We start from the raw sequence: 24146 nt of genomic DNA on the forward strand, positions 1-24146 counted from the left end.
TGCCTGCGGAATGTGCTCAGCCTTACCGCGGCCCGCTCGGTATTCATCGGCTTCGATCTGGTCACGGAGTAAGTGTCGGCACGATGCCGCTGCTGTATCCGAACATCCCGTTTGGACCCTTCGGCGCGGTGACCGCTTTTCTCATCGGCTGGACCAACCAAGGCCGACACGTTTCGAAGCGTTGATCGCCAAGCGCATCTCCCACGAGCGATCAAACGCGACGCCCTGCGCGCGCTGGCGTGGATCCTCACGTCCACGTGAGCTACTGGCTGCTCCTGATCACGCCGACGCTCATCGCACGGGAAGTGGGGGGCGATCCCTCACGCCTGGTGCCCGGACGCCGCCCGGGCACTCGCGCCAAGGCCGGCGCTAGGCCGGGCGAAACGCGAAGGTGACAAACGTTTCGCCGGCCTCGGTCTCCACCGTTGAGGTGGCAGACACCATCGACTGGCCGATCTGAAGATCACCTGGGGCCGCATCGATGATCAGCGACTCCACCAGCAGCCCCTCCTGGAGTTCGATGAACCCGACGATGTACGGCCGGAACTTTTTGGGATCGCGAATTCCCTTGTACGGTAGGGGCGGGACGAATTCCTGCGTCGTGAACGTGTAAAGCGTTCCCTCCGTGGACAGTTCGACCGTTTCGATGTCGGCCTGGATGTCCGGGTTGGCGTCGAACAACTCGGGGCGTTCGGCCGGGAACTTCACGACACCCGTCGAGATGCGTCGTGAACCGAACAGCACCGCTCGATCCCCGTCGACCCGGAACAAGCCCTCGGTGATCAGATTCGTCATCTCAAGCCACCTCGATAACCATTGCCGCACCCATGCCGCCGCCTGCGCACATCGACAGCACTCCTATACCGCCGCCGCGGCGGCGCAGTTCGTAGATCGCCGACGTCACCATGCGCGCGCCGGTCGCGGCGATCGGATGACCCAGGCTGATGCCCGAGCCATAGACATTCACGATCTCCTCATCGAGTCCGAGTTCGCGGGCGCACGCGACGGCCTGGGCGGCGAACGCCTCGTTGATTTCGAACAAGACGACGTCGTCGAGCTTGCGGCCCGCCAGTTCCAGCGCCTTGGGGATGGCCTTGATGGGTCCGCTTCCGGTGCGGGTCGGGTCCAGTCCCACCTGCGTCCACGACAGCACGCTCGCCAAGACATTCTGTTGAGTGTCCGGGCTCGCCAGAGCCACCACGGCCGCGGCGTCGTTGATGCCTGAAGAATTGCCCGCCGTCACGCTGAACCCGTCGATCTCAGGATGTAGCACCTTCAGTTCGGCAAGCGATTCCATCGAACTGCCGCGCCGCGGATGCTCGTCTTCGGCGAACGTGATCGTGCTCCCATCAGATTGGGGCACCTGGATGGGGATGATCTCGTCGACGAACGACCCGGCGTCGATGGCCTTGATCGCGCGCTGATGGCTACGCAGCGCCCATTTGTCTTGATCCTCGCGGGTGATCCCGTACTGCACGTTGCAGTTGTGCGCGACCGTGATGGACATGTCCATTGCAGGCGCATCATCGGTCGGGGGATGCGACTCGGGGAACCACTGGGCGTAGTCCTGCGGCGACTTCCCTGCGGTGAAGAGCTTGCGCTTCTGCATGATCGGTGCGGTGGACGGGGACTCCATTCCGCCGGCCAGAATCGCGCGGCTCATCCCCGCCGCGATCTGCCCCGCCCCGACCGCGATGGCGGACAGGCTCGAGGCGCACTGACGGTTGACGGCCAGACCCGGAATGTCAAGCAGGCCGAGATCGACGGCGATGTAGCGAGCGCTGTCGCCGCCACCCTGCATCACTTCGGCCAGCACGAAGTCGTCGAAATCGGCCGCGTCCAGTCCGGAGCGTTCGATGACGGCCGACACCACGGGTTTGGCCAGTTCGACCGCGGGCATGTTGGCCAGCGTGCCTTTACGCGCTGTTCCGATCGGTGTGCGGGCAGCGGCGACGATGGCTGCGCGGGACGTCGTTGGCGGCATAGCTCTCCCAGTGGTTGTTGGACAGGCCTCCGGCAGTCTATACCGTTAAATAGATAAATGTATCTTGGGATAGTCTGCGATGGGAGCTGCTGGTGAACACGATTGGATCTATTGACGAGGCGATTGCCTTGGTCGGCGAGGAACTCGGCGTCAGCCGCTGGCTTGAGATCGACCAGGGTCGCATCGACGCGTTCGCCGACGTGACGATGGATCATCAGTGGATCCACGTCGATGTCGAGAAGGCCAAGGCTGCGAGCCCGTACGGCGCGACGATCGCGCACGGCTTCCTCACGCTGTCGTTGATCCCTGGCGTCAGCAAGGACAACTACCGCGTCGAGAACGCGAAGATGGGCATCAACTACGGACTCAACAAGGTTCGATTCCTCAGCGCGGTCACTGCCGGCAGTCGCGTGCGGGTGCGCTCCAAACTTCTCGATGCGGTCAAGGTCTCCGATGACACGGTGAACCTGACCGTGCAGCACACCGTGGAGATCGATGGGGGTGACAAACCTGCCGCCGTCGCCGAACTCATCGCCCGGTTCGTCTTCTGATGGCCAAGGTCGCCAAGACGATCGGTGGTCTGTTCGACGGCAAGGCGGTGCTGACCGGCGCCGGCAAGTCGCAAGTCGGGCGTCGGCTTGGCCGCACGGGTCTGGATCTGACTCTGGAGGCCGTACTTCGCGCCATCGCAGACGCGGGCCTGGACGTCGACGACATCGACGGCATCGCGAGTTATCCCGGACCCGGCGTACTCGACCCGGGCTTCTCCGGTGCCGGTGTGCAGGACGTGCGCAACGCGCTGGGGCTGAGCTGTCGGTGGTACATCTCGAGCCTGGAGACCGCAGGCCAAATCGGCCCCGCGATCGAAGCGTGCATGGCCGTGGCTCTCGGGCTGGCTAACCACGTCGTGGTGTTCCGGTCGGTGTGGGAATCCACGGCGGCGGCGCAGGCGGGCGGCGGCCGGGCCTCCGTCCTGTTCTCCGGCGGAAAGTTGCCGCCGAAACTGGAATACGTCGCACCGTTCGGCGCACTGTCGGCGGCCAACTGGCTGGCTATGCCCACCCAGCGATACATGCACGATCACGGATTGACTCGCGAGCAACTCGGCGCGATCCCCATCAACGCCCGCCGCAACGCCGGATTGAATCCCGATGCCGTCTACCGCGAGCCGATGTCAATGGACGACTATCTCGGTGCGCGGATGATCTCAGAACCGCTGTGCCTGTACGACTGCGACGCCCCCTGCGATGGGGCGACCGCGGTGATCGTGTCGCGCAGAGACGCGGCCAATGGTCTACCCCGGCATCCGCTGACCGTGGAGTCCGTCGGCCCCGGCATGTTCGAACGCGCCACCTGGGACCAACGTTCGGACCTCACGACGATGGCCGCGCACGACTCCGCGGAAACACTATGGCAGAACACGCTATTGACTCCTGCCGATGTCGACATGGCCCAGATCTACGACGGATTCTCCTTTCTCACGGTGATCTGGCTGGAGGCACTCGGCTTCTGCGATCACGGCAAGGTGGGGGAGTTCATCGAAGGCGGCGAACGCATCGCCTTGGACGGAGATCTTCCAATCAACACCAGCGGCGGCCAGCTGTCAGGTGGCAGGCTGCACGGCATGGGGTTCCTCCACGAAGCGTGCGTGCAGATGTGGGGTGAAGGCGGCGACCGGCAAACGCCAAAGACCCCCGAGGTGGTCGCGGTGGGTGTGGGCGGGGGTCCGGTCGCGGGGTCGATGTTGCTCAGTAACCGATAGCCATGGCATCCGACGCGGGTGATCCGGTAATGACGTTGGGCGACATCGTCATCGACAACGCCCGGCGATTCCCGGATGTGATCGCCTACCGGCTCGGCGATCGAACTGTCACGCACGGGGTGCTGCGCGACCGCGCGGTGCGTTTGGTTTCGGCGATGGCGGCCGCGGGTGTGCGTAGGCAAGACCGTATCGCAATACTGTCCCGAAACAGCGTCGAATTCGGCGAGGTGATGGCGGCCTGTCAGCTGAGCGGAATCATCATGGCCACCATCAACTTTCGGCTCTCAGCGAACGAAGTCCGCGACGTGCTGGACCGGGTCCGTCCGTCGATCATGTTCTGTGCCGACGAGTTCACGCCGATGATCGACGAACTTGCGCCGGCGTCGCCGGTCGTGTGCATGGCCGAGATCGATGACTTCACCACCGCGGCCACCGACGAATTACCGTACGAAGCACGTCCCGAAGACATCGCTTGCCTGATCTTCACCAGCGGTACCACCGGCGCCTCGAAATGTTGCATCCTCGGGCAACGCGAGCAACGTCGCGTCGCGTTTGCGATGAATGCCGAGATGCGTTCGGGCTCTGAGGATCGCGGGCTGATCAACCTGCCGATGTTCCATGTCGGCGCACAAGCCATTATCGGCGGCATCCATGCCCGCGGCGGAACTGTGGTGTTGCAGCAGCAGTTCGATGCGGACGAGGCCGTACGGTTGATCGCACAGGAGCACATCACGCTCGTGCACCTCGCTCCGGTGATGCTGCGGGCGGTGCTCGACGCGGTCACCGACGTACGGTCCGTCGAAAGCCTGCGCACCGTCATCTATGCGGCGGCGCCCATGTCCGTCGCCACGCTCGAACGGGCGCTGTCCATGCTGCCGTCTGTCGGCTTTCTGAACCTGTATGGACAGACCGAGGCGATCGTGTCCGGCCTGCCGCGTGAGCTGCACGCCGTCGACGGGCCCGACTCGGACAATGCGCTCCGATCGGTGGGATTTCCGTTTCCTGGCATCCGGGTGCGGATCATCTCCAATGACGGCACCGACGTGCCGGTAGGAGAACCGGGGGAGATTGTCGTGCAATCGGATTCGCTGTTTCGCGGGTACTGGGACGACCATGCCGCGACGATGGCGACATTGCGCGACGGATGGTGTCACACCGGCGATATCGGGAGATTCGACGAGCGCGGCCTGCTTCACTTGGTCGACCGCAAGAAGGACATCATTATCACCGGCGGGGAGAATGTTTACTCGCCGGAGGTCGAGGATGCCGTGAGCCGGTTCGAAGGTGTCGCGGCCTGCGCTGTCGTCGGCGCACCCGACGATCGATGGGGTGAGACCGTGTGCGCCGTCGTCACACTGACACCGGGTGCATCCGTCACGCTCGAAGCGATCCAGGAATTCGTCCGCTCCCGGCTGGCGGGCTACAAGGTCCCGCGCCGGCTGGTCATCGCCGGCGAGTTGCCGGTACTGCCAAGCGGCAAGATCGACAAGAAGCGGCTGCGCGCCGATGTCGCGGGCGGTTAGCCCGGTTGGCCATAGGTCGCCACGACCACGGAGCGGGCAAGACTGTTTTCCGACCAGACGCCGATGGCGGTGTTCGCGCAGTCCTTCATGATGGCCTGGTAGGTCGGGTTGTACCAGAACTGGCTGAGGATTTCGATGCCGCTGATCGCGATCGCCGGATTGATCGCAATGGTTTCGGAGGTCTTGCCGACGAAGCCCGCGGCATTTGCCCGGTCTTGCGTGGTGGAGCCGTCCGAGCCGATGTCACCATCGATTTCCGGATGGTTGAGTACGTCAAGTGTGTGTCTGCGTGCGGCGTCGACGAGCCTGCCGTCGAGCCGGGGCTCCGTCGGGCAGCCGTTCTGCTTCTGCGCGGTGTAGATGTTGACGAACACGCTTTCGTTGAGGCGCCTGTTGTCGGCGCTTGCGGGCGGTACTGCTACTCCCGCTGTCAGCGCGACCATCAGGAACAGCATCGCCACACCGCGACGGCGGATCAACGTCATGACCGAATAGACTACCCGCAAATAGCTAAATGAATTACGCTTTCATGTCTATGACGCTAAGACGGATGGTCACGCTGGTCGCCGCGACGCTGCTCGCACTGGGCGGATACATCCTGCCTACGCCTGCCGCGTCCGCGGATGCAGTCGCGTATCTGGTCAACGTCACGGTCCGCCCCGGCTATAACTTCGCCAATGCCGACCAGGCCCTGGCCTACGGGCACGGTGTCTGCGACAAGATCGCTGGGGGCAGGGCCTATGCGCAACTCGTCGGCGACGTCAAGAACGACTTCAATACGGCCGACGAGTTCCAGGCCTCGTACCTGATCACACAATCCGCCAACGAACTGTGTCCCGCGCAGATCTGGCAGCTCAGGAAGTCGACCGCCGGCTACACCGGGTTGCCCTAAGCCGGTGGATAAGCGGGTGGCGGATAGACGCCGCGCAGTATCCAGGCGAACCAGTTCATCCCGTACTCGATCTCGTCGCTGGCGTCGTAGTCGGGATTGGGGTCCATCGGCTGTCCTTTCACCCTGGTTCACACAGTCAACTACGCGGCGGTTGAATTGGGAAGATATTTAGCGGATTATGTTCCCGTGATGCTCCCCCATAGTCGACTCTTGGCCGGTGTCGCAACGGCAGCGGCACTTGCCGGCTGCTCGGGCCCGGCACCCGCGCCGCCGACCGGGGGCCTGTCAGCGGGGACGGCCGAGGTCACCGTCAACGGCACCAAAGTGAACGCCACCCACGACGTCCACTGTTCGTCGCAGGGCGCGGTCACGACGATCAACACCGGTGACGACAAATCGGGTACAACGTCGGCTGTCGATACCTCTGAGGGCGCTTCCGTGCAGTTCGCGCAGATCCGTGACCTCGGCGGGTTCACCGGTAGTTACTGGGCACAACTCGACTCTCCTGCCAAGGTCGAGCAAGCGGGACGCACGTTCCTCGTGAACGGCACCGCGAACGGATTCAACGACAGCAACCCCAGTGCGCGCATCTCGCAGACCTTCTCGATACGGGTGGCCTGCTGATTACTACGACGGAGGATCGACCATGAGAGTTCGTCTCGAACAGTCGAGGTGTGTCGGCCATGCCCAGTGCTACGCCGTCGACCCCGACCTGTTTCCTATTGACGACTCCGGCTACAGCATCCTCGAGGCCCACGAAGTCAAGCCCGGCGACGAAGAGAAGACCCGCGACGGCGTGGCCGCCTGTCCCGAGCTTGCTCTGGTGCTCGAGGAGGACTGACCCCGGGGCACTTGCCAAGAACGGCGTCGACAGGCGACACTGACCACATAACTAACCAAGTTAACTTTGTGGGGTGCGCATGTCGTCAGACGACTGGCGAGACCGGCTTGAGCGATTGCTTGTCGACTCCGCGCCTGACCGGACCGCCGGGGCTGATCGCATCGTGGCGGCTCGTGCCTGGCACGCCCGGCTCGCCGACGAGAAGCTGGCCGCGCCGGGCTGGCCGAAATCGGTTGGCGGCCTTGAACTATCGCTGGAAGATCAGCTTGAGTATTACCGAATCACCACCGCGGCCGGGGTGCCCCCTCACCCGTGCCCACTGTCCTTCATCGTCGCCCCCACGCTGATCGCGCACGGCACTCCGGAGCAAAAGGACCGGTTCCTCGAGCCGCTGCTGCGCGCCGACGAGTTCTGGTGTCAGGGTTTCTCCGAACCTGGGGCGGGAAGCGACCTGGCTTCGCTGTCCACCCGTGCGGTCCGTGACAGCGACGTATACCGGGTGACCGGTCAGAAGGTGTGGACGTCGATGGCCGAGCGGGCCGACTGGATGTTCACGTTGGTCAGAACGGGTTCGCCGGGGCGCAGCACCGACGGCATCACGTACTTGCTGATCCCCATGAACAGTCCCGGCATCACTGTTCGGCCGCTACGCGACATCAGCGGCGCTGCGCACTTCGCCGAGGTCTTCTTGGACGACGTCGAGGTGGACGTCGCGAACCGCGTCGGTGCCGAGGGGGATGGGTGGTCGATCATGCGAACCTCCCTCGGCCATGAGCGGGCCACCGCGTTTCTTGCCGACGAGTTCAAGTACCGCAAAACGACCGACAAGGTCGTCGACCTTCTGTTGTCGCAAGGACTGGGCGACGACCCGCTGGTGCGCCAGGACGTCGCCCGGCTCGAATCGGGGGTGCGGACCATCGCGGCCAACAGCGCCCGCGCGCTGGCCGCCGTGCTGCGCGGCGAGGACCCCGGCGCTGTGGCGTCGGTCAATCGATTGGTCAAGTCGGAGTTCGAGCAGCACATGCATGCGCTCGCAATGCGCTCGACCGGACCCCACGCCGCGCTTGGCAGTCGGGCGTCCGGCGCGGTCGACAAGGGCCGATGGACGTTCGGGTACCTGATGAGCCGTGCCACCACGATCGGTGCGGGCACCGCAGAGATTCAGCGCAACACCATCGCCGAATCGGTGCTCGGCCTGCCGTCGCATCGCGGCGAGGGGACCCGTGCCGCCGCGGTGGTGCCCGGCGCTCCGCTTGCAGTCACGGGGGAGGATGAGCACCAGCTGCGCGAGGTGCTCGCGAAAGCGCTGCGGATGACTGTGGATATCGACGAAATCCTGGACCCCAAGCGGGCTTTCGATGCCACCGACTCCGCCGCATGGTCGGTACTCCTCGACTTCGGACTGCCAGGTCTTGCGGTCGACGAGGCACTCGGCGGCGCGGGCGCGCCGCGCCGGATGCTGTACGCCGCCATCGAAGAGTCCGCCAAGGCTATCGCGCCGGTGCCGCTTGTTTCGACGGTGACCGCACTTGACGTCGCCGTCGCGATCGGCGCGAAGTCGGTCGCCGAGCGCATCACGTCCGGCGCGACCGCGGCGTTCGCGGTACCGCTGCGCGATACTGGCTGGCGAACCGAGGGGCTCGAACTGCCTCAGTGGGACGGTGAAAGGCTCACGGGCGCAGTGCCGATCGTTGCAGGCGCACCGGTCGCCGATGTGTTACTCGTTCTTGCACGCACCGCCGACATGGGCGAGGTGCTGGTCGCCGTCGATCGCGGTGACGAAGGGGTCGACGTGGCGGCCCAGCAGCCGCTGGATCTCAGCGCGACGGTCGGTGCGGTCACGCTGCGCGCGGCCACCGGTGAGGTGCTCGCCCAAGGGGGCGCGCTCCGTCTCGGACTGCAGCATGCTCGACGGCACGGGCTGCTCGCCGTGGCGTCGGACTCGCTCGGAGTGGGTGCGCGCGCGTTGGCGATGGCAGTCGAATGGGCATGCGAGCGCGAGCAATTCGGCCGCCCGATCGGCAGCTTTCAGGCGATCTCGCACCGCTGCGCCGACATGCTGGTGGTGCTGGAGGGAGCGCGCAGCCAGGTGCATGCGGCCGCAGAGGCCGACGCCGACAGCGAGGATGCGGACTGTGCGGTTGAGCTTGCCGCGGCCGCCGCCTTCGACGCCGCTGTGACTGCAACCGAAGGCGCTCTGCAGATCCACGGTGGGATCGGATTCACCTGGGAGCACCCCGTCCATCTGCTGATGCGCCGCGCAAGGGCGAACGCTGTGCTGGTGGGTCGCGCCGACGCTCTGCGCGACCGCGCTGCGCGCCGCAGGCTGGACCGAGCCGTCGCCTAGCGGCAACGAATGAAGGATCGAATCGTGGAGTACGGCACAAGTCAGGAATTGGCGCAGTTCCGCGCTGAGGTACGGGCATTCATCGTCAAGCACGCACCGGCAATCCCGCCAAGAGCCGGGGTACGCAGCGCCCAAAATGACACCGAATTCAAGGCGTTGCAGCAGTGGACCCGCCGCCTGTACGACGCGGGATACATCGGCGCGGATTGGCCGGCGGAATATGGCGGTCGCGATGACCGCTCGCCCGAACATTCCATCATCGTGGGAGAGGAACTCGCCCGGGCGCAGGCGCCAGGCGCGCAGAGCGGCAGCATTCTTGCGTCGCACGCGCTGATCCGTTACGGCACAGACGGGCAGCGGCGCAAGCATCTTCCCGAGATTCGGGCGGGCCGCGAAATGTGGTGCCAGCTGTTCAGTGAACCGGGTGCGGGCAGCGACCTTGCGTCGTTGCGTACCAAGGCCGTCCGGCATCAGGACACCTACATCGTCGACGGCCAGAAGGTGTGGACCACCGATGGGCATTGGGCGCGATACGGGTATCTTCTGGCGCGCACCGATGCCGAGGCGCCCAAGCACAAAGGCATCAGCGCGTTCATCCTTGACATGTCGGCACCTGGGGTGAGCGTGCGACCGCTGCGCGAGCTGACCGGCACCTCAGATTTCAACGAGGTGTTCTTCGACGGAGTCGAGGTAAGTGCAGACGCCATGATCGGTGCGCCCGGCCAGGGTTGGGCGATTGCGAACGCGACGCTGGCGCATGAGCGCACCAATGTTGGTGGCATCGTTGTGAAGCTGAAGTTGGCCATCGATGGACTTGTAGGACTGGCCTCCAGGGTCACGATCGACGGTCGCCCGGCCATCGAGAGCGATCGGGTTCGCGACCGGATTGGTGAGTTCAGCGCCGACGTGGAGGCGCTGTCGGCGTTGACATACGCCAATTTAACGCGTTGGCTCCGCGGCAACGAGCGCATACACGACGCGGCGATGGGCAAGCTGATGTTCAGCGAAATCAACCTCGAGATGGCTCGATTCGCGGTCGAGTTGAGTGGCGAGGGGGGTGTCCTCGTCGCGGGTGACGACAACGTTGTCGATCATGGCCGCTGGCAGGACGAGTGGCTGTATGCCCGCGCCTACACCATCGCGGGCGGGAGTTCGGAGATCATGCGAAACCTCGTCGCCGAACGCGGATTGGGCCTGCCGCGCTAGGCGGTGACCAGGGCTGCGCGGTGTTCGGCGACGCTTCCGTCGAAGGCCTCGTCAACCTTGATCCGGCGCAGGAACAGATGCACGTCGTGCTCCCAGGTGAATCCGATGCCACCGTGAACCTGAAGTGCGGTGCCCGCAACGTCGCTGGCGGCGGACTTCGCGTAGGCGACCGCCGCCGACGAGGCGCGCGACCGGACGTCATCCGGCGCGTCATCCAACGACAGCGCGGCAGCCCACAGCGTCGCGCGGCCGGCTTCCACGCCGACGGCCATGTCCGCGCAGTGGTGCTTGACGGCCTGAAACGAACCGATCAGCACGCCGAATTGTTCGCGCTGCAGCGCATACGCGACGGTCATCTCGAGCAGACGCGCCGCAGCGCCGAGCGCATCGAACGCGCGGTGCACCGCGAGCGCGTCGCGGACGTGCTGCAGGGTTCCGGCGGGCAGCGCGACCCAATCGAATTCTGCTTCTTCGAGGTCCAGCCGAGCCCAGGACCGGCTGAGATCCAGGGTCGTCATTCTCAGAATCTTCGGTTCGCGGACCAGTGCTACGAATTCCCCGTCATCCGTCCGTCGCACGACGGCAAAGCCGTCCATGTCGGTGGCCATCGGGACGGGGCTCGTGGTCTGCTCGACTGCGCGGGCCACACCGATGAGATGTCCGTGCTCAGCCTCTGGGGCTCCCGCGAGCTCGAGCAACCAGCAACCGATCGCCAGGTCCGCGATGGGCAACGAGCTGGCCGCATAGCCGTTCGCCTCGCTGCACACCGCCAGGTCGACGTGAGTGCCGCCGACGTCCGGGGTCAGCAGTGCCAAAAGTCCGGACTCCGCCGCATGGGTCACCGCAGCCTGATGGATGGTGACCGGGGCCGCGTCGAGGGCTTGTCGCAGGCGCGCGATGGGGTCGTTTCGATGCAGCCATGACCGCTCTGACGCGGCCAGTTGTTCCTGCTCGTCGGTCAGCCCGAAGTTCACCTGGGGCCCCTTCCAGTAAGTTGACCTAGTAAACCATGTCTGTATACATTTAACTACTTGGCGCCGATGGCGCCCGGACTCCAGAAAGTGGCGATGACGAGCATTCAGGACGCCTTGGGACGACTGTGGGGTGCCGCCGATGACGCCCAGATGCTGCAGGTTGACGGGCACTGGGTGAGCTGGGGTCAGATCCGGGATCTGACTGATCGCATCGACCGAAAACTGACAGTCGCCGGTTGCAGACCCGGTGGCCGCGTTGCGGTGGTCCTCGGCAACCGCATGGAATCGGTGGCAGCGGTCATCGCGATATTCCGCGCCGCCCGCACGCTCGTCACAATAAGCCCCCTGCAGCCCGTCGAGCGGCTCAGCGCAGACCTCGTCGCGTCCGGCGCCGACTACCTGCTGGCACCGGGCAACCTTTGGCGCGCACCGGTATTCGTAGCTGCCGTTGCCGAACTGGGCGTCAACGCGTTCAGTGTCGACGGAGCTGATGTGGCATCGCGCACCGCTGCGAACGACAGTCCACGGGATGGCGATCCGGCGGTTGCCATCGAGATGCTGACATCGGGCACAACTGGCCCGGCAAAGCGTATCCCTTTGGGCCGCAAGCAAATGGAAGTATCACTGTCGTCTGCGCTTCAGCACAACAACCGTTCGGAGATCCGCGACAAACCGCCACTGACCGGGGCGGTCGGCATGGTAACGCTTCCGATCGTGCACATCGGGGGACTGTTTGCGCTGATGCAGTCGCTGGTGGCCGCTCGCCCGATCGTGATGCTGGAACGGTTCACGTTGTCCGGCTGGCACAATGCCATCAAAGAACACAGGCCGACCCTTGTCGGCCTGCCACCGCCTGCGATCCGCGCCGTACTGGATTCCGATATCCCGCGCGAGGATCTGGCCAGCGTCCGGGCCATCAACTCCGGAACCGCACCCGTCGACCCCGCGATGGTGGACGCTTTCGTCGAGCGTTACGGCATCCCGATCCTCGTCACCTACGGAGCTACAGAGTTCGCGGGCGCCGTCGCCGGATGGACGGTCAAGGATTTCCGCGCGTCATGGGCGGACAAGAAGGGCAGCGTCGGTCGCCCGTTTCCCGGCGTGCGCCTGCAGGTCGTCGGCGAGGACGGCACGGTGCTGCCGGTCGGACAGACCGGGCGGTTGCAGGTGGCCTCCGCCCAGGTAGGTGACGACGCCGACAACTGGGTCATGACGAGCGATCTCGCGCACACCGATGACGACGGGTACCTCTACGTCGATGGCCGCGCCGACGATGTCATCGTGCGGGGCGGATTCAAGATCGCACCGGATACGGTGGTGCGCGCGCTACGCACACACGACGCGGTCGCCGACGCCGCGGTGGCAGGTCTACCCGATCCCCGGCTGGGGCAGATTCCCTTCGCCGCAGTCGAGCTCAGATCTGCGATGACCGCATCGGGTGAAGAGTTACGTGCCCACTGCCGGGCCTCGCTGACTCCATACGAGGTGCCCGCTCAGGTGTTCGTCGTGGACGCGCTGCCCCGGGGCGCAGCGCTGAAGGTCGACCGGCGTCGACTCATCTCCGCGCTCGAGAAGCTCACTGCCCTATCTCAATCCGATTGAAAGGTGACGTCATGGGACGCGTGCAAGACAAGGTCGTTCTGGTGACCGGCGGTGCCCGGGGCCAGGGCCGCAGCCATGCGGTGAAACTGGCGGAAGAGGGTGCCGACATCATCCTCTTCGACATCTGCCACGACATCGAGAACAACAAGTATCCGTTGGCCACAACGCACGACCTCGACGAAGCGGGGCTAGAGGTCGAGAAGACGGGCAGGCGGGCCTACACCGCGCAGGTCGATGTTCGGGACAAGGAGACATTGAGACGCGAACTGGCCAATGCGATAGCAGAATTCGGCGGCCATCTAGATGTCGTCGTTGCCAACGCCGGCATCTGCCCGCTGGGCGGCGATCTGCCGATCACCGCGTTCGCCGACGCGTTCGACGTCGACTTCGTCGGCGTGGTCAACACCGTGCACGCATCGTTGCCGTACCTCGAGAGTGGCGCCTCCGTCATCACGGCGGGCTCCATCGCAGGCATGATCGCCGCCACGCAGGCTGCGAGCGCCGGGGTCGGCCCGACGGGTCCCGGTGGAATGGGATACAACCTCGCCAAGACCTTTGTCAATCAGTACACCAAAGCGCTGGCCCTGCAGTTGGCGCCACTATCCATCCGCGCCAACGCGATTCATCCGACCAACGTCAACACCCCGATGTTGCAGAGCGAGCCGATGTATCGGGTTTTCCGCCCGGATCTGGAGAACCCGACCGCAGAGGACGCGCTGCTGGCCTTTCCCGCGATGCAGCCTATGCCGATTCCATACATCGAACCGCAGGACGTGTCGAACGTCGTTTGCTTCCTCGCGTCAGACGAGTCCCGATACGTCACAGGCGTGCAGTTCAAGGTGGACGCCGGCGCAATGTTGCAATTCTAGGAGGATGCGATGACAACAACCGAGTCCAGCGCCGACACCGCAGCAGTCGAGGGTCGCATCACCGACGAGGACATCGAACGTGCCAAGGCGCAGATCGGCATCGCGGTCAATCAGCGCGACGAGGCGTGGAACAAACTGCCGAGCGCGGATGCCATCACCCACTTCGCGTTCGGCTGCGGTGATGACAACCCGCTGTTTCACGACGCGGAGTACGGCCGCAGCACGCGCTGGCACGGCCAGATCGCCTCGCCGACATTTCCGATCAGCACCGGGCTGGATCAGACACCGAAGTTCACCGACCCCGAACGCAAGAAGCTTTTCCGCGGCCTGTTCCGCGGCACCGGCAAGTATTACTCGGGCGTCAAATGGACGTGGTATCAACCGATCTACGCGGGCCGACCCGTGTTCATGGAGGCTTACACCCTCGATGTCGTGGTGAAGGAGAGCGAGTTCTCGGGCGGGCGATCCGTCAAGGAGACCTACCGCTTCCTCTACGTCGATGGCGACGGCAACCCGATCGCCACCCGCGACGAGTCATACATCAACGCCGAGCGGCACGGGTCGAAGAAATCGGGCAAGTACTCCCATATCGGGCGGCAGCATTGGGCCGAAGAGGAGTTCGCCGAAATTGAAGCGGCCTATGAAGCCGAACAGCGCCGCGGCGCGGAACCGCAGTGGTGGGAAGACGTCAAGATTGGCGATGCTCTGCCTCCGGTGATGAAGGGCCCGCTGACGGTCGTAGACGTCATCAGCATGCACATGGGTTGGGGCTGGGGCGGTTACGGGGTCGGCCCGCTGAAGTTCGCCCATCAGCATCGCAAGCGGATGCCTGCGTTCTACCAGCCCGACGAGTACGGCGTGCCGGATGTGGTGCAGCGGCTGCACTGGGATCCCAATCGTGCCCAGGCCCTGGGGATCCCGGCACCCTACGACTACGGACAGATGCGCACCGCCTGGGTCAGCCACCTGCTGACCAACTGGATCGGTGACGACGGCTGGCTGGCCGAGATGGATCTGCAGTTGCGCGGATTCAACTATCACGGCGACATCCACCGGTGTACCGGTGCGGTGACGGGCAAGGGTGACGACCCCACGGAAGCGATTTCGCTGGAGGTGTTCGCTACCAACCAGCGCGACGAGGCCACCACCAAGGGCAGCGCCAGGGTTCTGTTGCCATCGAAGGACACCGGGGCGGTTGCATTGCCGGTGCCCGACGAGGCATTGAGAAGGCGTGGGGCACAGGTCGTCTCACGAATATCAGGAAGAGTCGGCGCGGAGATGCGTCGGCTTCACGGAGAGTGAAGGCATGAAGAGAAGAATCTACGAAGCCGAGCACGAGGCGCTGCGCGAGAGCACCAAGCAGTTTCTCGAGCGGGAAGTGGCACCACACGCCGACAGGTGGGAGCGGGAGCGGATCGTCGACCGGTCTGCCTACATCGCAGCCGGCAAATACGGTCTGATTGGGTTCAACATGCCCGAGGAGTTCGGCGGCGGGGGATCCGACGACTTCCGGTTCAACGCCGTCATCACAGAGGAATTTGCCAAGTGGGGCAACGCGGTTCCTGCGCTGTCCCTGCAGAACGACGTCGTCGGCCCGTACTTCAAGAACCTTGCGAACGACGAGCAGAAGGCGCGCTGGCTTCCCGGCATCATCAGCGGCGAGACCATCGTGGCGATCGCCATGACAGAGCCGGGGGCGGGCAGCGATCTCGCGGGCATCCGCACGGCCGCGGTGCGCGACGGTGACTATTGGATCGTCAACGGCTCCAAGACCTTCATCTCCTCGGGGATCAATTGCGATCTGGTCGTGGTCGTCACTCGAACCGATCCGGACGCCGGACACAAGGGCTTCAGCCTGCTCGTCGTCGAGGAGGGAATGGACGGCTTCACCAGGGGCCGGAAACTCGACAAGATGGGGCTGCATGTCCAGGACACTGCCGAGCTGCACTTCGAGAACGTGCGTGTGCCCGCCGCCAACGTCTTGGGTAAGGAGGGTGGCGGCTTCTACCACCTGATGCAGAACCTGCCCTCAGAGCGGCTCTCCATTGCGATCGCGGCGATCTACGGCGCACGGGAAAGCTGGCGGCAGACGCTGCAGTATGCCAAGGACCGCAAGGCGTTCGGGCAGTCGATAGGCAGCTTTCAGCACAACCGTTTTCTGCTCGCGGAGATGGACACCGAACTTGAAATCGGCGAGCAGTACATCGACCGCTGTCTGCAGGCCGTGGTCGACGGCGACCTGACTGCTGTTGAGGCGGCCAAGGCCAAGTGGTGGTGCACCGAAACGGCGAAGAAGACCATCGACGGGTGTGTGCAGTTGCACGGCGGCTACGGCTATATGAACGAATATCGTGTCGCGCGTGATTATGTCGACGTGAGAATCCAGACGATCCTCGGCGGTAGCACGGAGATCATGAAGGAAATCATCGGCCGCGACCTGGGTTTGTGACGGTCATACGGTGAACGGCATCGCAGCCACTCGCGACGGCGTGATCCTGCGATTGATGCTGGACCGCCCCGACAAGCTGAACGCTGTCGACACCCCGCTGCTGGCCGAGCTGTTGAGCCAGCTTCACCATGCGGCAGTGGATGATTCGGTGCGCGCCGTGTTGCTGACCGGTGCTGGACGCGCCTTCTGTTCGGGCGGCGACCTGACAGGTGAGAACACCGAGGGAGCCGTTCTGGCAGCCAATGACGTGGTCCGGGCTATTACAGGGCTGGCCAAGCCGGTGGTCTCGGCCGTGCACGGACCGGCGGTAGGTTTCGGATGCTCGCTCGCGCTGGCCTGTGACCTGGTGGTTGCGGCGCGATCGGCGTTCTTTCAACTCGCGTTCAGCAAGGTCGGCCTCATGCCCGATGGCGGTGCGTCGGCATTACTCCCGGCAGCGATCGGGCGTCCGCGTGCGGCGCGGATGGCGTTGACCGCCGAAAAAGTCTCGGCGACAGTGGCATTCGAGTGGGGGATGATCTCGCATCTCGTCGATGACGATGCCTACGAGGCCGAACTGGAGAAGGTGGTTCAGGCCCTGGCCGTCGGCCCGACGCAGTCCTATCGGTGGGCCAAGCGGGCGTTGGCGGCTGCGACGTTGTCCGAACTCGATCCGGTGCAGGCCATCGAGGCCGACGGTCAACAGCGCTTGGTGAAGACGTCGGACTTCTCGGAAGGCGTGCGCGCCTTCCGGGACGGGAGCAAGGCTGAGTTCCGAGGTCAGTGAAGATGCGGCCGAGCGTCTGCGGGACATTGCTAACCTAGTGAACTAGGTTTACAGTGGGTCCGGCAGTACCCGGAGCTCGCACGAGGTTCGACCGTGCCGCGCAAGGACGGATGTGGACGATGAAGAAACCGATGACCGGCGTCCGCGTTCTGGAGGTCGCGCAATTCACCTTTGTGCCGTCTGCCGGTGCCGTGCTTGCGGACTGGGGTGCAGACGTGATCAAGATCGAGAACCCGGTTACCGGTGATGCGCAGCGTGGTCTGGTGATGGTTCTCGGACGTTCGGCGGCCAAGCCAGGCGTACCATTCGCGCCCATCATCGAGGCGCCCAATCGCGGTAAACGCAGTGTGGGTTTGTCGTTGGCACTTGACCAATCGCGTCCGGCATTCGAACAACTCGTTCGACGCAGTGATGTGTTTCTGACCAATTATCTGCCGCAGACCCGGGCGAAACTTCGCATCGATGTCGACGACGTCCGCCGCATCAATCCCGACATCATCTACGCGATCGGCAGTGGATTCGGTACCCGCGGATCCGACCGCGACTCGGGAGCGTACGACGCGACGGCATTCTGGGCGCGTGGCGGCAGCGCCCACGGCGTCACGGCAGACGATGCCGAGACACCGGCGTTCATGCCGGCGGGTGCGTACGGCGACAACATCGGTGGCATCACGATCGCGGGTGCAGTAGCGGCTGCGTTGTTCGGCAGGCAGGCGACGGGGGAGTCGTCGATCATTGATGTGTCACTGCTTTCCGTCGGGGCATGGACCATGCAGTTCGACGTAAACCTCGCGATGCTCTACGGCTGTGGGCTGCCGAAGGTGAACACCCGCACCCAGGCCGGATGCAATCCGCTGACGGGGGCATATCGCTGTGCCGACGGCCGGTTCATTCAATTGTCGATGTTGCAGCCAACCCGCTACTGGCCGGTGTTCTGCCGCCTCTTCGACCTCGACGAGGCCGCGGCGGATGTACGGTTCACGTCCCTCGAGTCGTTGGCGACCCACGCCGAGGAAGCGATAGCACTGGTTTCCCGTGCGATCGGCTCCCGAACCCTCGATGAATGCAGGAGGCTACTCAACCGCTCAGGTGGTCCGTGGGCGCAGGTGCAAGATGCCTGGGAGGTCGCCAACGACGAATCGCTGATCGCCAACGGCCGTATCGCTGAAGTCGTTGATGCGCAAGGCAACACACAGAAGTTGGTAGCGAGCCCTGCGCAGTTCGATGAAGCTTCGAGCGACCTCCGCCGGGCACCTATGTTCGCTGAGCACACCGACGAGGTACTGCGCGAACTGGGCATCGGCGAGGAAGAACTGCTAGACCTCAAGTTCGACGGCGCCATCGCCTGACGCTAGTCACCCCCGCAGGCGACACCGCTCGATCAGGATCTGCGCCAGGCGTTGCGGGTGGCTGATCATCAGGTCGTGGCAGGCGTCAATGGGAATCACCGTTTGGACGCCGCCAAGCGCAGCGATGCTGGCCTGCTGAGACTTGCGCGACAGCGCCCGGTCGCGGGTTGTCAGTATCCAGGTGCGCGGCACGTCGTCGGGAAGGGCGCTGCGCTCCACGGGTTCGCCTGGAATGCGGGCAGATTCGGGGTACAACCGCGACAACGCGAACGCGCGCTGCTGTGACGACATGCCGTTGCAGAACGCATACCGCGCCGCCAGCCGTGGAATTTTGGTTGGCTTTCCGCGGCGCGCGCCGCGCCGCGCGAACCAGGCCAGCGGACCGTCGAGCGTGTCCACGATCGCCTGTCCCTGCGGCGGGACGAACGCGGCGGCGAAGATCATCTCCCGCACCCGCGGAAAACTGAGCCGGACGACGACGCCGGGTACCGTCACTCCGGCCATGGAGTGGCCGACAATCACGATGTCACCGAGACCCTCGCGCTCGATGTCGGTAACTACGGAGTGCGCCCACTCGTCGATCGTGGCGGTCCCAAGGTCGCCGGGCGTGCGTCCGCGCCCCGGAAGGTCCACGGCGAGGACCCGCAGTTCGGGTGCCTGGCAGCGTAACTCGGCGATGACGAGGTCCCAGCAGTCGCCGGCATGTGCGCCACCGTGGACGAGAACAAGGCCGGGCAGGGCCATCAGCGGTCTCCAGGGGTGTCGCTCAACGCGTTCGCGGTTTCTTCTTGTTGCCCAGCGAGTCGGGGGCGGCACCGGCATTGCCCAAATCTGTGTAGAACTTGCCGTGTCGTGCCGCGATCGTCGGCGGCAAATCGCGTGCCTCCCACATCGCGCGCACCGTGCCTTGAATGCCTTCAGGTCGGCGGGCCGCGATCTCGCCGGCCAACTCGGCGGCACGGGCGCGCAGCTGATCGTCAGGGACGACCTCGGTGACTAGACCGACACGGAGCGCGGTCTGTGCCGTCAGCCGTTCCTCGCTGCCGAGCAGCGCCCACCGCATCACCTCGCCATAGGGCATGCCGAGTGCCAGCATGCCCATCGGTTCCAGTGCCGAGACGATGCCTGCGTTGGGATGGGGGTCGAAAAAGGTTGCGGTCTCGGTGCAAATCGAGAAGTCGCATTCGTTGACGAAGTACATCGCGCCGCCGGCCACAATGCCGTGCAGCGCCGCGATCACCGGTTTCCACACCTTGTGTGCCTTCGGTCCCAGAATCCCGCCTGGGTCCTCCTGGTCGAAGATCGGCTTGTGGGTCCACCAGGTGCCCTCCGACACGTCTATGCCGGTGCAGAAGGCTCGATCTCCGTTGGCCTGCAGGATCGCAACCCGGATGTCGTCGTCGTCGCGGACCTGCGCCCACACCGCTGAAAGCTCGGCGGCCATCTCCTTGGTGAAGCTGTTCATCTTGCCGGGCCTGTTCAGCGTCACCGTTGCAACGTGGTTGGACACGGCGAACTGGATGGTGTTCCACGCGGTCACATCGGCCATCGGCGCTCCTTTGTCGATCCCGGCATCACCGGATCTTCCGACCCGCGTTCTCAACCTAGTTTACCTGGTTAGCGATCTTGGGGAGGGGTCCTTTACCGGCATAGCGAGACCTCGGGGCGAGCGATATCAGTGTCGCTATCGAACCGCGAAGCCGGCGTCGAGCGGCCAGGCGGTGCCCGTGATGAACTTCGCCTCATCAGAGACCAGCCAGGCGACCGCGCCTGCGATGTCCTCGGGTTGCAGAATCGGAATGGGCAGGACATTCTGCATGGCTGACAGCGCCGGGTCGTTGTCCTCGAACAACTTGGCCATCGTCTCGTTCATCACCATGCCGGTAGCCACACCTGTGGGGTGGATCGTGTTGACCCGGATGGAATGCGGCCCGAGCTGATTGGCCCACACCTGCATCAACCCGACCAGTCCACGCTTGGCGGCGGCATAGGCCTGACCACCCGCACGGTCGGTGCCGGTGGCCTTTAACCCTGCGCTTGAACTTGTGATCACGATGGACCCGCCGCGTCCACCTTCGATGAGGTGAGGAATCGTCGACTCCACGGTGTTCCACACGCCGACCAGGTTCACGTCGATGATGTCGCCAAAGATCTGGCGTCGGTCCGAGCCCTCGGTGAGCCGCACGATGCCGGCGTTGGCCACGACGATGTCGAGGCGACCGTACTCTTCGACGCCCTCGCGGAGGACGCCGTGGACCGCGTCAGCATCGCGGACGTCGGCCTGGCGGGCCACGATTCGACGGCCTCGGTCCTCTACGAGCTTGACGGTCTCCTCGAGTTCGGCAGGAGTCGCGTTGGGGTAGTCCATCGAATCGATGTCGGCGCAGATGTCCAGAGCGATGATGTCGGCGCCTTCACCGGCGAGTCGGACGGCGTGGGCGCGGCCCTGCCCGCGCGCAGCACCGGTGATGAAAGCGACCTTGCCATTCAGATTTCCCACGAATGCTCCTCGTTGTCAGGCCGGTACGTTGCTGGTGTGTGCGCGCGCCAGTCTCAGACCTTCTTCGGAGTCATCGACCTCGATGCTCCAGTTCCCGCACGAGCAGGACGCGCGAAAATGCCCGTCCTCGGGCAGGATTGATTGGCCGTCACAGTCGCCGCCGGTATTGGCGATGCCGGCAAGGAATTCCAGCGGCTTTTCATGGAGTGCACTGTCGTCGTCAGCCATGTCGGAACACCGGAAGCATCCAGCCGTCGGCGATTGGTGAAAAGTCAACGCGCAACGGCATTCCGATCGAAACGTCGGCTGGCGCGATGTCAATGATATTGCTAATCAGCCGCGCGCCCGGTGCATCAGGAAGGTCAACAACTGCCGCTACCAAGGTCAGATCCGACATCCCAGGGATGCCGTGCACAACCGCGAAGCTGTAGACGGTGGCGTCGCCACTGAGTTCCACCCAGTTGACGGCCTTGGACTGACAGCCAGGGCAGAACGGCGTGGGCGGCAGCCGGAAGGTGCCGCAGTCTGGGCACTGCGGCGCGATCAGCCGTTGGTCTTTCGCTGCCTGCCAGAAGGGTTCGGTGTCTTTGTTGACCGCGATCCGCACGTGCTCACCGGGCAGGGTGGTCGCTATTGTGGCGGGAGGTGTGCTCATGCTGCACGCCCCAGGATCAGGCCGCTGACCGGCAGACTGGCAGGCCCCCCGGTGACGAGCGCGAGTTCGGCGCCGGTCACCTGATTGATGGCCGTACCGCGCATCTGCTCCACTCCTTCCATGATGTGGGTCATGCCGATGACGTAGGCCTCCGAGAGTTGGCCACCATGTGTGTTGACGGGGATCGAGCCGCCGTTGTAGCGGATGGCTCCGCTTTCCACGAACGCGCTTCCCTCGCCTTTGGCGCAGAAGCCGTAGTCCTCGAGTTGCATCAGCACCATCGGTGTGAAGTGGTCGTAGAGCAGCGCCACGTCGATGTCGTCGGCGGTGATGCCTGCCTGCCGGTAGAGCCGTTCGGCGATCGGCTTATTTCCTGAGGAGGCGAAGTATTCGTCGGGCATCCCCATCCAGGCAAACGCCCGGCCCCAATCCTTGACCCCACCGTGCGCGGCTGCCACCACCGGCACTGGGGTCTGGCGAAGGTCGCGTGCGCGGTCCATGCCGGTGGTGATCACCGCGACGGCACCGTCGGTCTCCTGGCAGAAGTCGTAGAGGCACAACGGTTCTGCGATCATGCGCGCGTCGAAGTAATCCTGCAGGGTGAGCGGCTTGCGGTGCATCGCCTTGGGGCGGTTCACCGCATTCGTGCGTGTGGAGATCGCGATCTCGGCGAACGCCTCGCGGCGGGTGCCGTAGAGGTGCATGTGCCTGCGCGCCAAGACCGACATGAGCTGACCGGGGCCGAACAGGCCGGACGGCTGCAAAAACGAGTTGATGGGGTCGGGCTCTAGTGCCGAAAACACCGATCCCAGACGCTGTTTGGACTGCTGCAGCGCCATGACAGTGACGACGACGGACGCATCGCCGGCCACGATGGCTGCGCGGGCCAGCCCGATCGCCCCTGCGGAGCCGCCACCGCCGGACGTCAGTGCCGCGGTGAATCGGACCTCGGGAATACCGAGGGTTTCCATGAAGTCCGCGGTGTCCATCTTCTCTGTGTAGCCCGCGCTGGCGCCCGAGTAGTACGCGAAGCCGTCGATGTCGCGAACCGACAATCCGGCGTCTTCGCAGGCCCCGAGGATCGCCTCGCCTGCGAGTTCGGTGATGGACTTCGGCAGCGATTCGCCGCGCTTGTAGTAGGGGGTGCCGCCGATTCCGACGATCGCGACGTCACGTAGGCCGGTGGGATTCGGCACTGGCTCAGATACTTTCGGCCGGCACGGGCGGGACATCGGGGAACAGTTCGTGGAACGTCCCCTGCGTGATCCGTAATCGGGTCTCGTCGCTGACCCCGTCGAACAACCCCTTCAGCGTCTCCTGGGTGTGGCCGAACGTACCTTCCATGTGTGGGTAATCGCTGCCGAACATCACGTTGCGGTAGCCCATGTGGTCGAAGGCGGCGATCGCGGTCTCGTCATGCTGGAAGGACGCGTACACCTGGCTGAAGAGAATATCTTTCGGATTTCGGGTCAGTTTCGGCCTGACCGCCATGTGGTGCTGGCGGTACCCCTCGAGCAGCCGATCACCCAGGAATGGAACCCACGTTGCGCCACCTTCGGAGATCAGCACCTTCAGATTCGGATGGCGGTCCAGGGCGCCGGAGGCCACCATCTTCATCGCGGCGCGCTGACCTGAGAACGTTGTCTCGGCGTAGTTCATGATCGCCCCACCAGGACCGCGGTACAACTGACCTGCACCGCCAGTAGCGCTGTTACCTGCCTCCACGTCCACCGGATCGGTGCCGATGTGGAAGGCGATCACCATGCCCGCCTGGTCGGCGGCGGCCCAGAAGGGCTCCCACTCCTTACGGTGCCAGTCCGGGGCGCTCGGGTGCGGAGTCGTCGGAAGGAAGACTGCCTTGAAGCCATGCTCCGCAGCCCAGTTCAACTCTTCGATGGCATCTTCGACCACCAACGTGGACACCTGTGCGGTCACCACGTACCGCGGCGAAACCGCGCAGATCGCCTCGAGGGCCCACTCGTTGCTCGCTCGCATGCAGGCCTTGAGCAATTCCGGCGTACGGAAAGTGGAGGCCCACATTCCCAACGACGGGAAAATTACCTCGCCCCACACACCTTCGTTGTCCAGATCCGCGAGTCGTGCTCGGGCATCACGAATGCCCTGCGGCTTGGAACTCAGTTCGGCGAAGGCAACCATCGCCGACGACGGAAGCTTGCGTCGAAAAATCTGGCCGTCGACGTGAACGGTCTCGTATTCGCCGTCGGGATCCTTTTCCGCCCGCGGCGTCAGATCGGCCAGTCGCTTGGGTAGCCGCGACTGCCAGAGATCGTCGGGCTCCAGGAAGTGGGAATCTCCGGAGTTCGTCCAGATCTTCGTCATACGTTCTCCCGACGTGAAAATGCGTTTTTCAGAGGCTATGCGTCGATCGGGCGGAGTGTCAACCGCCACCCCATTCGAATTCTCCCT

At 64.4% G+C, this 24146-nt stretch carries 25 protein-coding genes and 1 pseudogene; 14 read left to right on the forward strand and 12 right to left on the reverse strand.

Annotated features, from left to right (window positions below; genetic code table 11):
• Positions 1 to 369: 369 nt before the first annotated feature.
• Together GGC64_RS30350 and GGC64_RS30355 are read right to left on the reverse strand one after the other, a co-directional pair.
• Positions 370 to 795: a Zn-ribbon domain-containing OB-fold protein gene (locus GGC64_RS30350; RefSeq protein ID WP_192726285.1), complete on the reverse strand. Its 426-nt coding sequence runs from the start codon at positions 793 to 795 to the stop codon at positions 370 to 372.
• Between the two features lies 1 nt (position 796).
• Positions 797 to 1984 (reverse strand): thiolase family protein, encoded by a 1188-nt coding sequence (locus GGC64_RS30355; RefSeq protein WP_192726286.1) that lies wholly within the window; start codon positions 1982 to 1984, stop codon positions 797 to 799.
• A gap of 92 nt (positions 1985 to 2076) precedes the next feature.
• Here GGC64_RS30355 and GGC64_RS30360 point away from each other — a divergent pair, with 92 nt between their 5' ends.
• From GGC64_RS30360 to GGC64_RS30370, 3 genes are read left to right on the forward strand one after another with little or no spacing between them, the layout of a single operon-like run.
• Positions 2077 to 2535: a MaoC family dehydratase gene (locus tag GGC64_RS30360; RefSeq protein ID WP_192726287.1), complete on the forward strand. Its 459-nt coding sequence runs from the start codon at positions 2077 to 2079 to the stop codon at positions 2533 to 2535.
• A complete protein-coding gene (locus GGC64_RS30365; RefSeq protein ID WP_192726288.1) occupies positions 2535 to 3746 on the forward strand; it encodes a thiolase family protein in 1212 nt (403 codons plus the stop codon). The genes GGC64_RS30360 and GGC64_RS30365 overlap by 1 nt, the downstream gene beginning before the upstream one ends.
• Before the next feature lie 2 nt (positions 3747 to 3748).
• The gene (locus GGC64_RS30370; protein ID WP_192726289.1) at positions 3749 to 5269 is read left to right on the forward strand and encodes a class I adenylate-forming enzyme family protein; all 1521 of its coding nucleotides are present in this window, start codon (positions 3749 to 3751) and stop codon (positions 5267 to 5269) included.
• On the opposite strand, the gene GGC64_RS30375 is transcribed toward GGC64_RS30370, so the two are convergent.
• A complete protein-coding gene (locus tag GGC64_RS30375; protein WP_192726290.1) occupies positions 5266 to 5754 on the reverse strand; it encodes a CAP domain-containing protein in 489 nt (162 codons plus the stop codon). The genes GGC64_RS30370 and GGC64_RS30375 overlap by 4 nt on opposite strands.
• Positions 5755 to 5819: 65 nt before the next feature.
• On the opposite strand from GGC64_RS30375, the gene GGC64_RS30380 reads away from it, so the two are divergent.
• Positions 5820 to 6161, forward strand: a complete 342-nt coding sequence (locus tag GGC64_RS30380; protein WP_370582449.1) for a DUF732 domain-containing protein — start codon at positions 5820 to 5822, stop codon at positions 6159 to 6161.
• Here the strand turns inward: GGC64_RS30380 and GGC64_RS30385 are convergent.
• Positions 6158 to 6271 (reverse strand): annotated as a pseudogene (locus tag GGC64_RS30385) (CAP domain-containing protein); the annotation flags it as partial. The gene GGC64_RS30380 and the pseudogene GGC64_RS30385 sit on opposite strands and share 4 nt — an antisense overlap.
• Positions 6272 to 6350: 79 nt before the next feature.
• Here GGC64_RS30385 and GGC64_RS30390 point away from each other — a divergent pair.
• The 4 genes from GGC64_RS30390 (at position 6351) to GGC64_RS30405 (ending at position 10555) form a co-directional block, all read left to right on the forward strand.
• Entirely contained in the window at positions 6351 to 6785 is a 435-nt protein-coding gene (locus GGC64_RS30390; protein WP_192726482.1) for a lipoprotein LpqH, read from the forward strand.
• A gap of 22 nt (positions 6786 to 6807) precedes the next feature.
• On the forward strand, positions 6808 to 7002 hold the full coding sequence (locus GGC64_RS30395) for a ferredoxin (RefSeq protein WP_192726292.1): 195 nt from the start codon (positions 6808 to 6810) through the stop codon (positions 7000 to 7002).
• Positions 7003 to 7081: 79 nt separating this feature from the next.
• Positions 7082 to 9349, forward strand: a complete 2268-nt coding sequence (locus GGC64_RS30400) for an acyl-CoA dehydrogenase family protein (protein WP_192726293.1) — start codon at positions 7082 to 7084, stop codon at positions 9347 to 9349.
• A 24-nt stretch (positions 9350 to 9373) separates the two neighbouring features.
• On the forward strand, positions 9374 to 10555 hold the full coding sequence (locus GGC64_RS30405; RefSeq protein WP_192726483.1) for an acyl-CoA dehydrogenase family protein: 1182 nt from the start codon (positions 9374 to 9376) through the stop codon (positions 10553 to 10555).
• Here the strand turns inward: GGC64_RS30405 and GGC64_RS30410 are convergent.
• Positions 10552 to 11529, reverse strand: a complete 978-nt coding sequence (locus tag GGC64_RS30410) for an acyl-CoA dehydrogenase (RefSeq protein WP_192726294.1) — start codon at positions 11527 to 11529, stop codon at positions 10552 to 10554. The genes GGC64_RS30405 and GGC64_RS30410 overlap by 4 nt on opposite strands.
• 93 nt (positions 11530 to 11622) lie before the next feature.
• Between GGC64_RS30410 and GGC64_RS30415 the strand changes: the two genes are divergently transcribed.
• From GGC64_RS30415 to GGC64_RS30440, 6 genes are all read left to right on the forward strand, one after another.
• Positions 11623 to 13131, forward strand: coding sequence for a class I adenylate-forming enzyme family protein (locus GGC64_RS30415; protein WP_192726295.1), 1509 nt, complete (start codon positions 11623 to 11625; stop codon positions 13129 to 13131).
• 11 nt (positions 13132 to 13142) lie between these two features.
• Positions 13143 to 14000, forward strand: coding sequence for a mycofactocin-coupled SDR family oxidoreductase (locus GGC64_RS30420; protein ID WP_192726296.1), 858 nt, complete (start codon positions 13143 to 13145; stop codon positions 13998 to 14000).
• Positions 14001 to 14009: 9 nt separating this feature from the next.
• Positions 14010 to 15302 (forward strand): MaoC family dehydratase N-terminal domain-containing protein, encoded by a 1293-nt coding sequence (locus GGC64_RS30425; RefSeq protein WP_192726297.1) that lies wholly within the window; start codon positions 14010 to 14012, stop codon positions 15300 to 15302.
• Positions 15303 to 15306: 4 nt separating this feature from the next.
• The gene (locus GGC64_RS30430; protein WP_192726298.1) at positions 15307 to 16449 is read left to right on the forward strand and encodes an acyl-CoA dehydrogenase family protein; all 1143 of its coding nucleotides are present in this window, start codon (positions 15307 to 15309) and stop codon (positions 16447 to 16449) included.
• Positions 16450 to 16459: 10 nt separating this feature from the next.
• On the forward strand, positions 16460 to 17215 hold the full coding sequence (locus tag GGC64_RS30435; protein ID WP_192726299.1) for an enoyl-CoA hydratase-related protein: 756 nt from the start codon (positions 16460 to 16462) through the stop codon (positions 17213 to 17215).
• Between the two features lie 119 nt (positions 17216 to 17334).
• Complete coding sequence (locus GGC64_RS30440; RefSeq protein WP_192726300.1) at positions 17335 to 18564, forward strand: CaiB/BaiF CoA-transferase family protein; 1230 nt, start codon at positions 17335 to 17337, stop codon at positions 18562 to 18564.
• Positions 18565 to 18570: 6 nt separating this feature from the next.
• Here GGC64_RS30440 and GGC64_RS30445 read toward each other — a convergent pair whose 3' ends face one another.
• The 7 genes from GGC64_RS30445 to GGC64_RS30475 all read right to left on the reverse strand — a co-directional run bounded on the left by GGC64_RS30445 (position 18571) and on the right by GGC64_RS30475 (position 24059).
• Positions 18571 to 19308 (reverse strand): alpha/beta fold hydrolase, encoded by a 738-nt coding sequence (locus GGC64_RS30445; protein WP_192726301.1) that lies wholly within the window; start codon positions 19306 to 19308, stop codon positions 18571 to 18573.
• 22 nt (positions 19309 to 19330) lie between these two features.
• Positions 19331 to 20113 (reverse strand): enoyl-CoA hydratase/isomerase family protein, encoded by a 783-nt coding sequence (locus tag GGC64_RS30450; RefSeq protein WP_192726302.1) that lies wholly within the window; start codon positions 20111 to 20113, stop codon positions 19331 to 19333.
• A gap of 135 nt (positions 20114 to 20248) precedes the next feature.
• Positions 20249 to 21064 (reverse strand): mycofactocin-coupled SDR family oxidoreductase, encoded by an 816-nt coding sequence (locus tag GGC64_RS30455; protein ID WP_192726303.1) that lies wholly within the window; start codon positions 21062 to 21064, stop codon positions 20249 to 20251.
• A 15-nt stretch (positions 21065 to 21079) separates the two neighbouring features.
• Entirely contained in the window at positions 21080 to 21292 is a 213-nt protein-coding gene (locus tag GGC64_RS30460) for a hypothetical protein (protein ID WP_192726304.1), read from the reverse strand.
• A complete protein-coding gene (locus GGC64_RS30465) occupies positions 21285 to 21719 on the reverse strand; it encodes a Zn-ribbon domain-containing OB-fold protein (protein ID WP_192726305.1) in 435 nt (144 codons plus the stop codon). Before GGC64_RS30465 ends, GGC64_RS30460 begins: the two co-directional genes overlap by 8 nt.
• The gene (locus tag GGC64_RS30470; protein WP_192726306.1) at positions 21716 to 22915 is read right to left on the reverse strand and encodes a thiolase; all 1200 of its coding nucleotides are present in this window, start codon (positions 22913 to 22915) and stop codon (positions 21716 to 21718) included. The genes GGC64_RS30465 and GGC64_RS30470 overlap by 4 nt, the downstream gene beginning before the upstream one ends.
• 4 nt (positions 22916 to 22919) lie before the next feature.
• Complete coding sequence (locus tag GGC64_RS30475) at positions 22920 to 24059, reverse strand: amidohydrolase family protein (protein ID WP_192726307.1); 1140 nt, start codon at positions 24057 to 24059, stop codon at positions 22920 to 22922.
• Positions 24060 to 24146 lie beyond the last annotated feature (87 nt).

Source organism: Mycobacterium sp. OAS707 (genome assembly GCF_014873705.1).
Lineage (GTDB): Bacteria > Actinomycetota > Actinomycetes > Mycobacteriales > Mycobacteriaceae > Mycobacterium.

Coding starts and splice junctions, on each gene's coding strand:
- GGC64_RS30350 (WP_192726285.1), bottom strand. CDS start 795: ATGACGAATCTGATCACCGAGGGCTTGTTCCGGGTCGACGGGGATCGA.
- GGC64_RS30355 (WP_192726286.1), bottom strand. CDS start 1,984: ATGCCGCCAACGACGTCCCGCGCAGCCATCGTCGCCGCTGCCCGCACA.
- GGC64_RS30365 (WP_192726288.1), top strand. CDS start 2,535: ATGGCCAAGGTCGCCAAGACGATCGGTGGTCTGTTCGACGGCAAGGCG.
- GGC64_RS30370 (WP_192726289.1), top strand. CDS start 3,749: ATGGCATCCGACGCGGGTGATCCGGTAATGACGTTGGGCGACATCGTC.
- GGC64_RS30375 (WP_192726290.1), bottom strand. CDS start 5,754: ATGACGTTGATCCGCCGTCGCGGTGTGGCGATGCTGTTCCTGATGGTC.
- GGC64_RS30380 (WP_370582449.1), top strand. CDS start 5,820: ATGGTCACGCTGGTCGCCGCGACGCTGCTCGCACTGGGCGGATACATC.
- GGC64_RS30390 (WP_192726482.1), top strand. CDS start 6,351: ATGCTCCCCCATAGTCGACTCTTGGCCGGTGTCGCAACGGCAGCGGCA.
- GGC64_RS30395 (WP_192726292.1), top strand. CDS start 6,808: ATGAGAGTTCGTCTCGAACAGTCGAGGTGTGTCGGCCATGCCCAGTGC.
- GGC64_RS30400 (WP_192726293.1), top strand. CDS start 7,082: ATGTCGTCAGACGACTGGCGAGACCGGCTTGAGCGATTGCTTGTCGAC.
- GGC64_RS30415 (WP_192726295.1), top strand. CDS start 11,623: ATGACGAGCATTCAGGACGCCTTGGGACGACTGTGGGGTGCCGCCGAT.
- GGC64_RS30420 (WP_192726296.1), top strand. CDS start 13,143: ATGGGACGCGTGCAAGACAAGGTCGTTCTGGTGACCGGCGGTGCCCGG.
- GGC64_RS30425 (WP_192726297.1), top strand. CDS start 14,010: ATGACAACAACCGAGTCCAGCGCCGACACCGCAGCAGTCGAGGGTCGC.
- GGC64_RS30430 (WP_192726298.1), top strand. CDS start 15,307: ATGAAGAGAAGAATCTACGAAGCCGAGCACGAGGCGCTGCGCGAGAGC.
- GGC64_RS30440 (WP_192726300.1), top strand. CDS start 17,335: ATGAAGAAACCGATGACCGGCGTCCGCGTTCTGGAGGTCGCGCAATTC.
- GGC64_RS30445 (WP_192726301.1), bottom strand. CDS start 19,308: ATGGCCCTGCCCGGCCTTGTTCTCGTCCACGGTGGCGCACATGCCGGC.
- GGC64_RS30450 (WP_192726302.1), bottom strand. CDS start 20,113: ATGGCCGATGTGACCGCGTGGAACACCATCCAGTTCGCCGTGTCCAAC.
- GGC64_RS30460 (WP_192726304.1), bottom strand. CDS start 21,292: ATGGCTGACGACGACAGTGCACTCCATGAAAAGCCGCTGGAATTCCTT.
- GGC64_RS30465 (WP_192726305.1), bottom strand. CDS start 21,719: ATGAGCACACCTCCCGCCACAATAGCGACCACCCTGCCCGGTGAGCAC.
- GGC64_RS30475 (WP_192726307.1), bottom strand. CDS start 24,059: ATGACGAAGATCTGGACGAACTCCGGAGATTCCCACTTCCTGGAGCCC.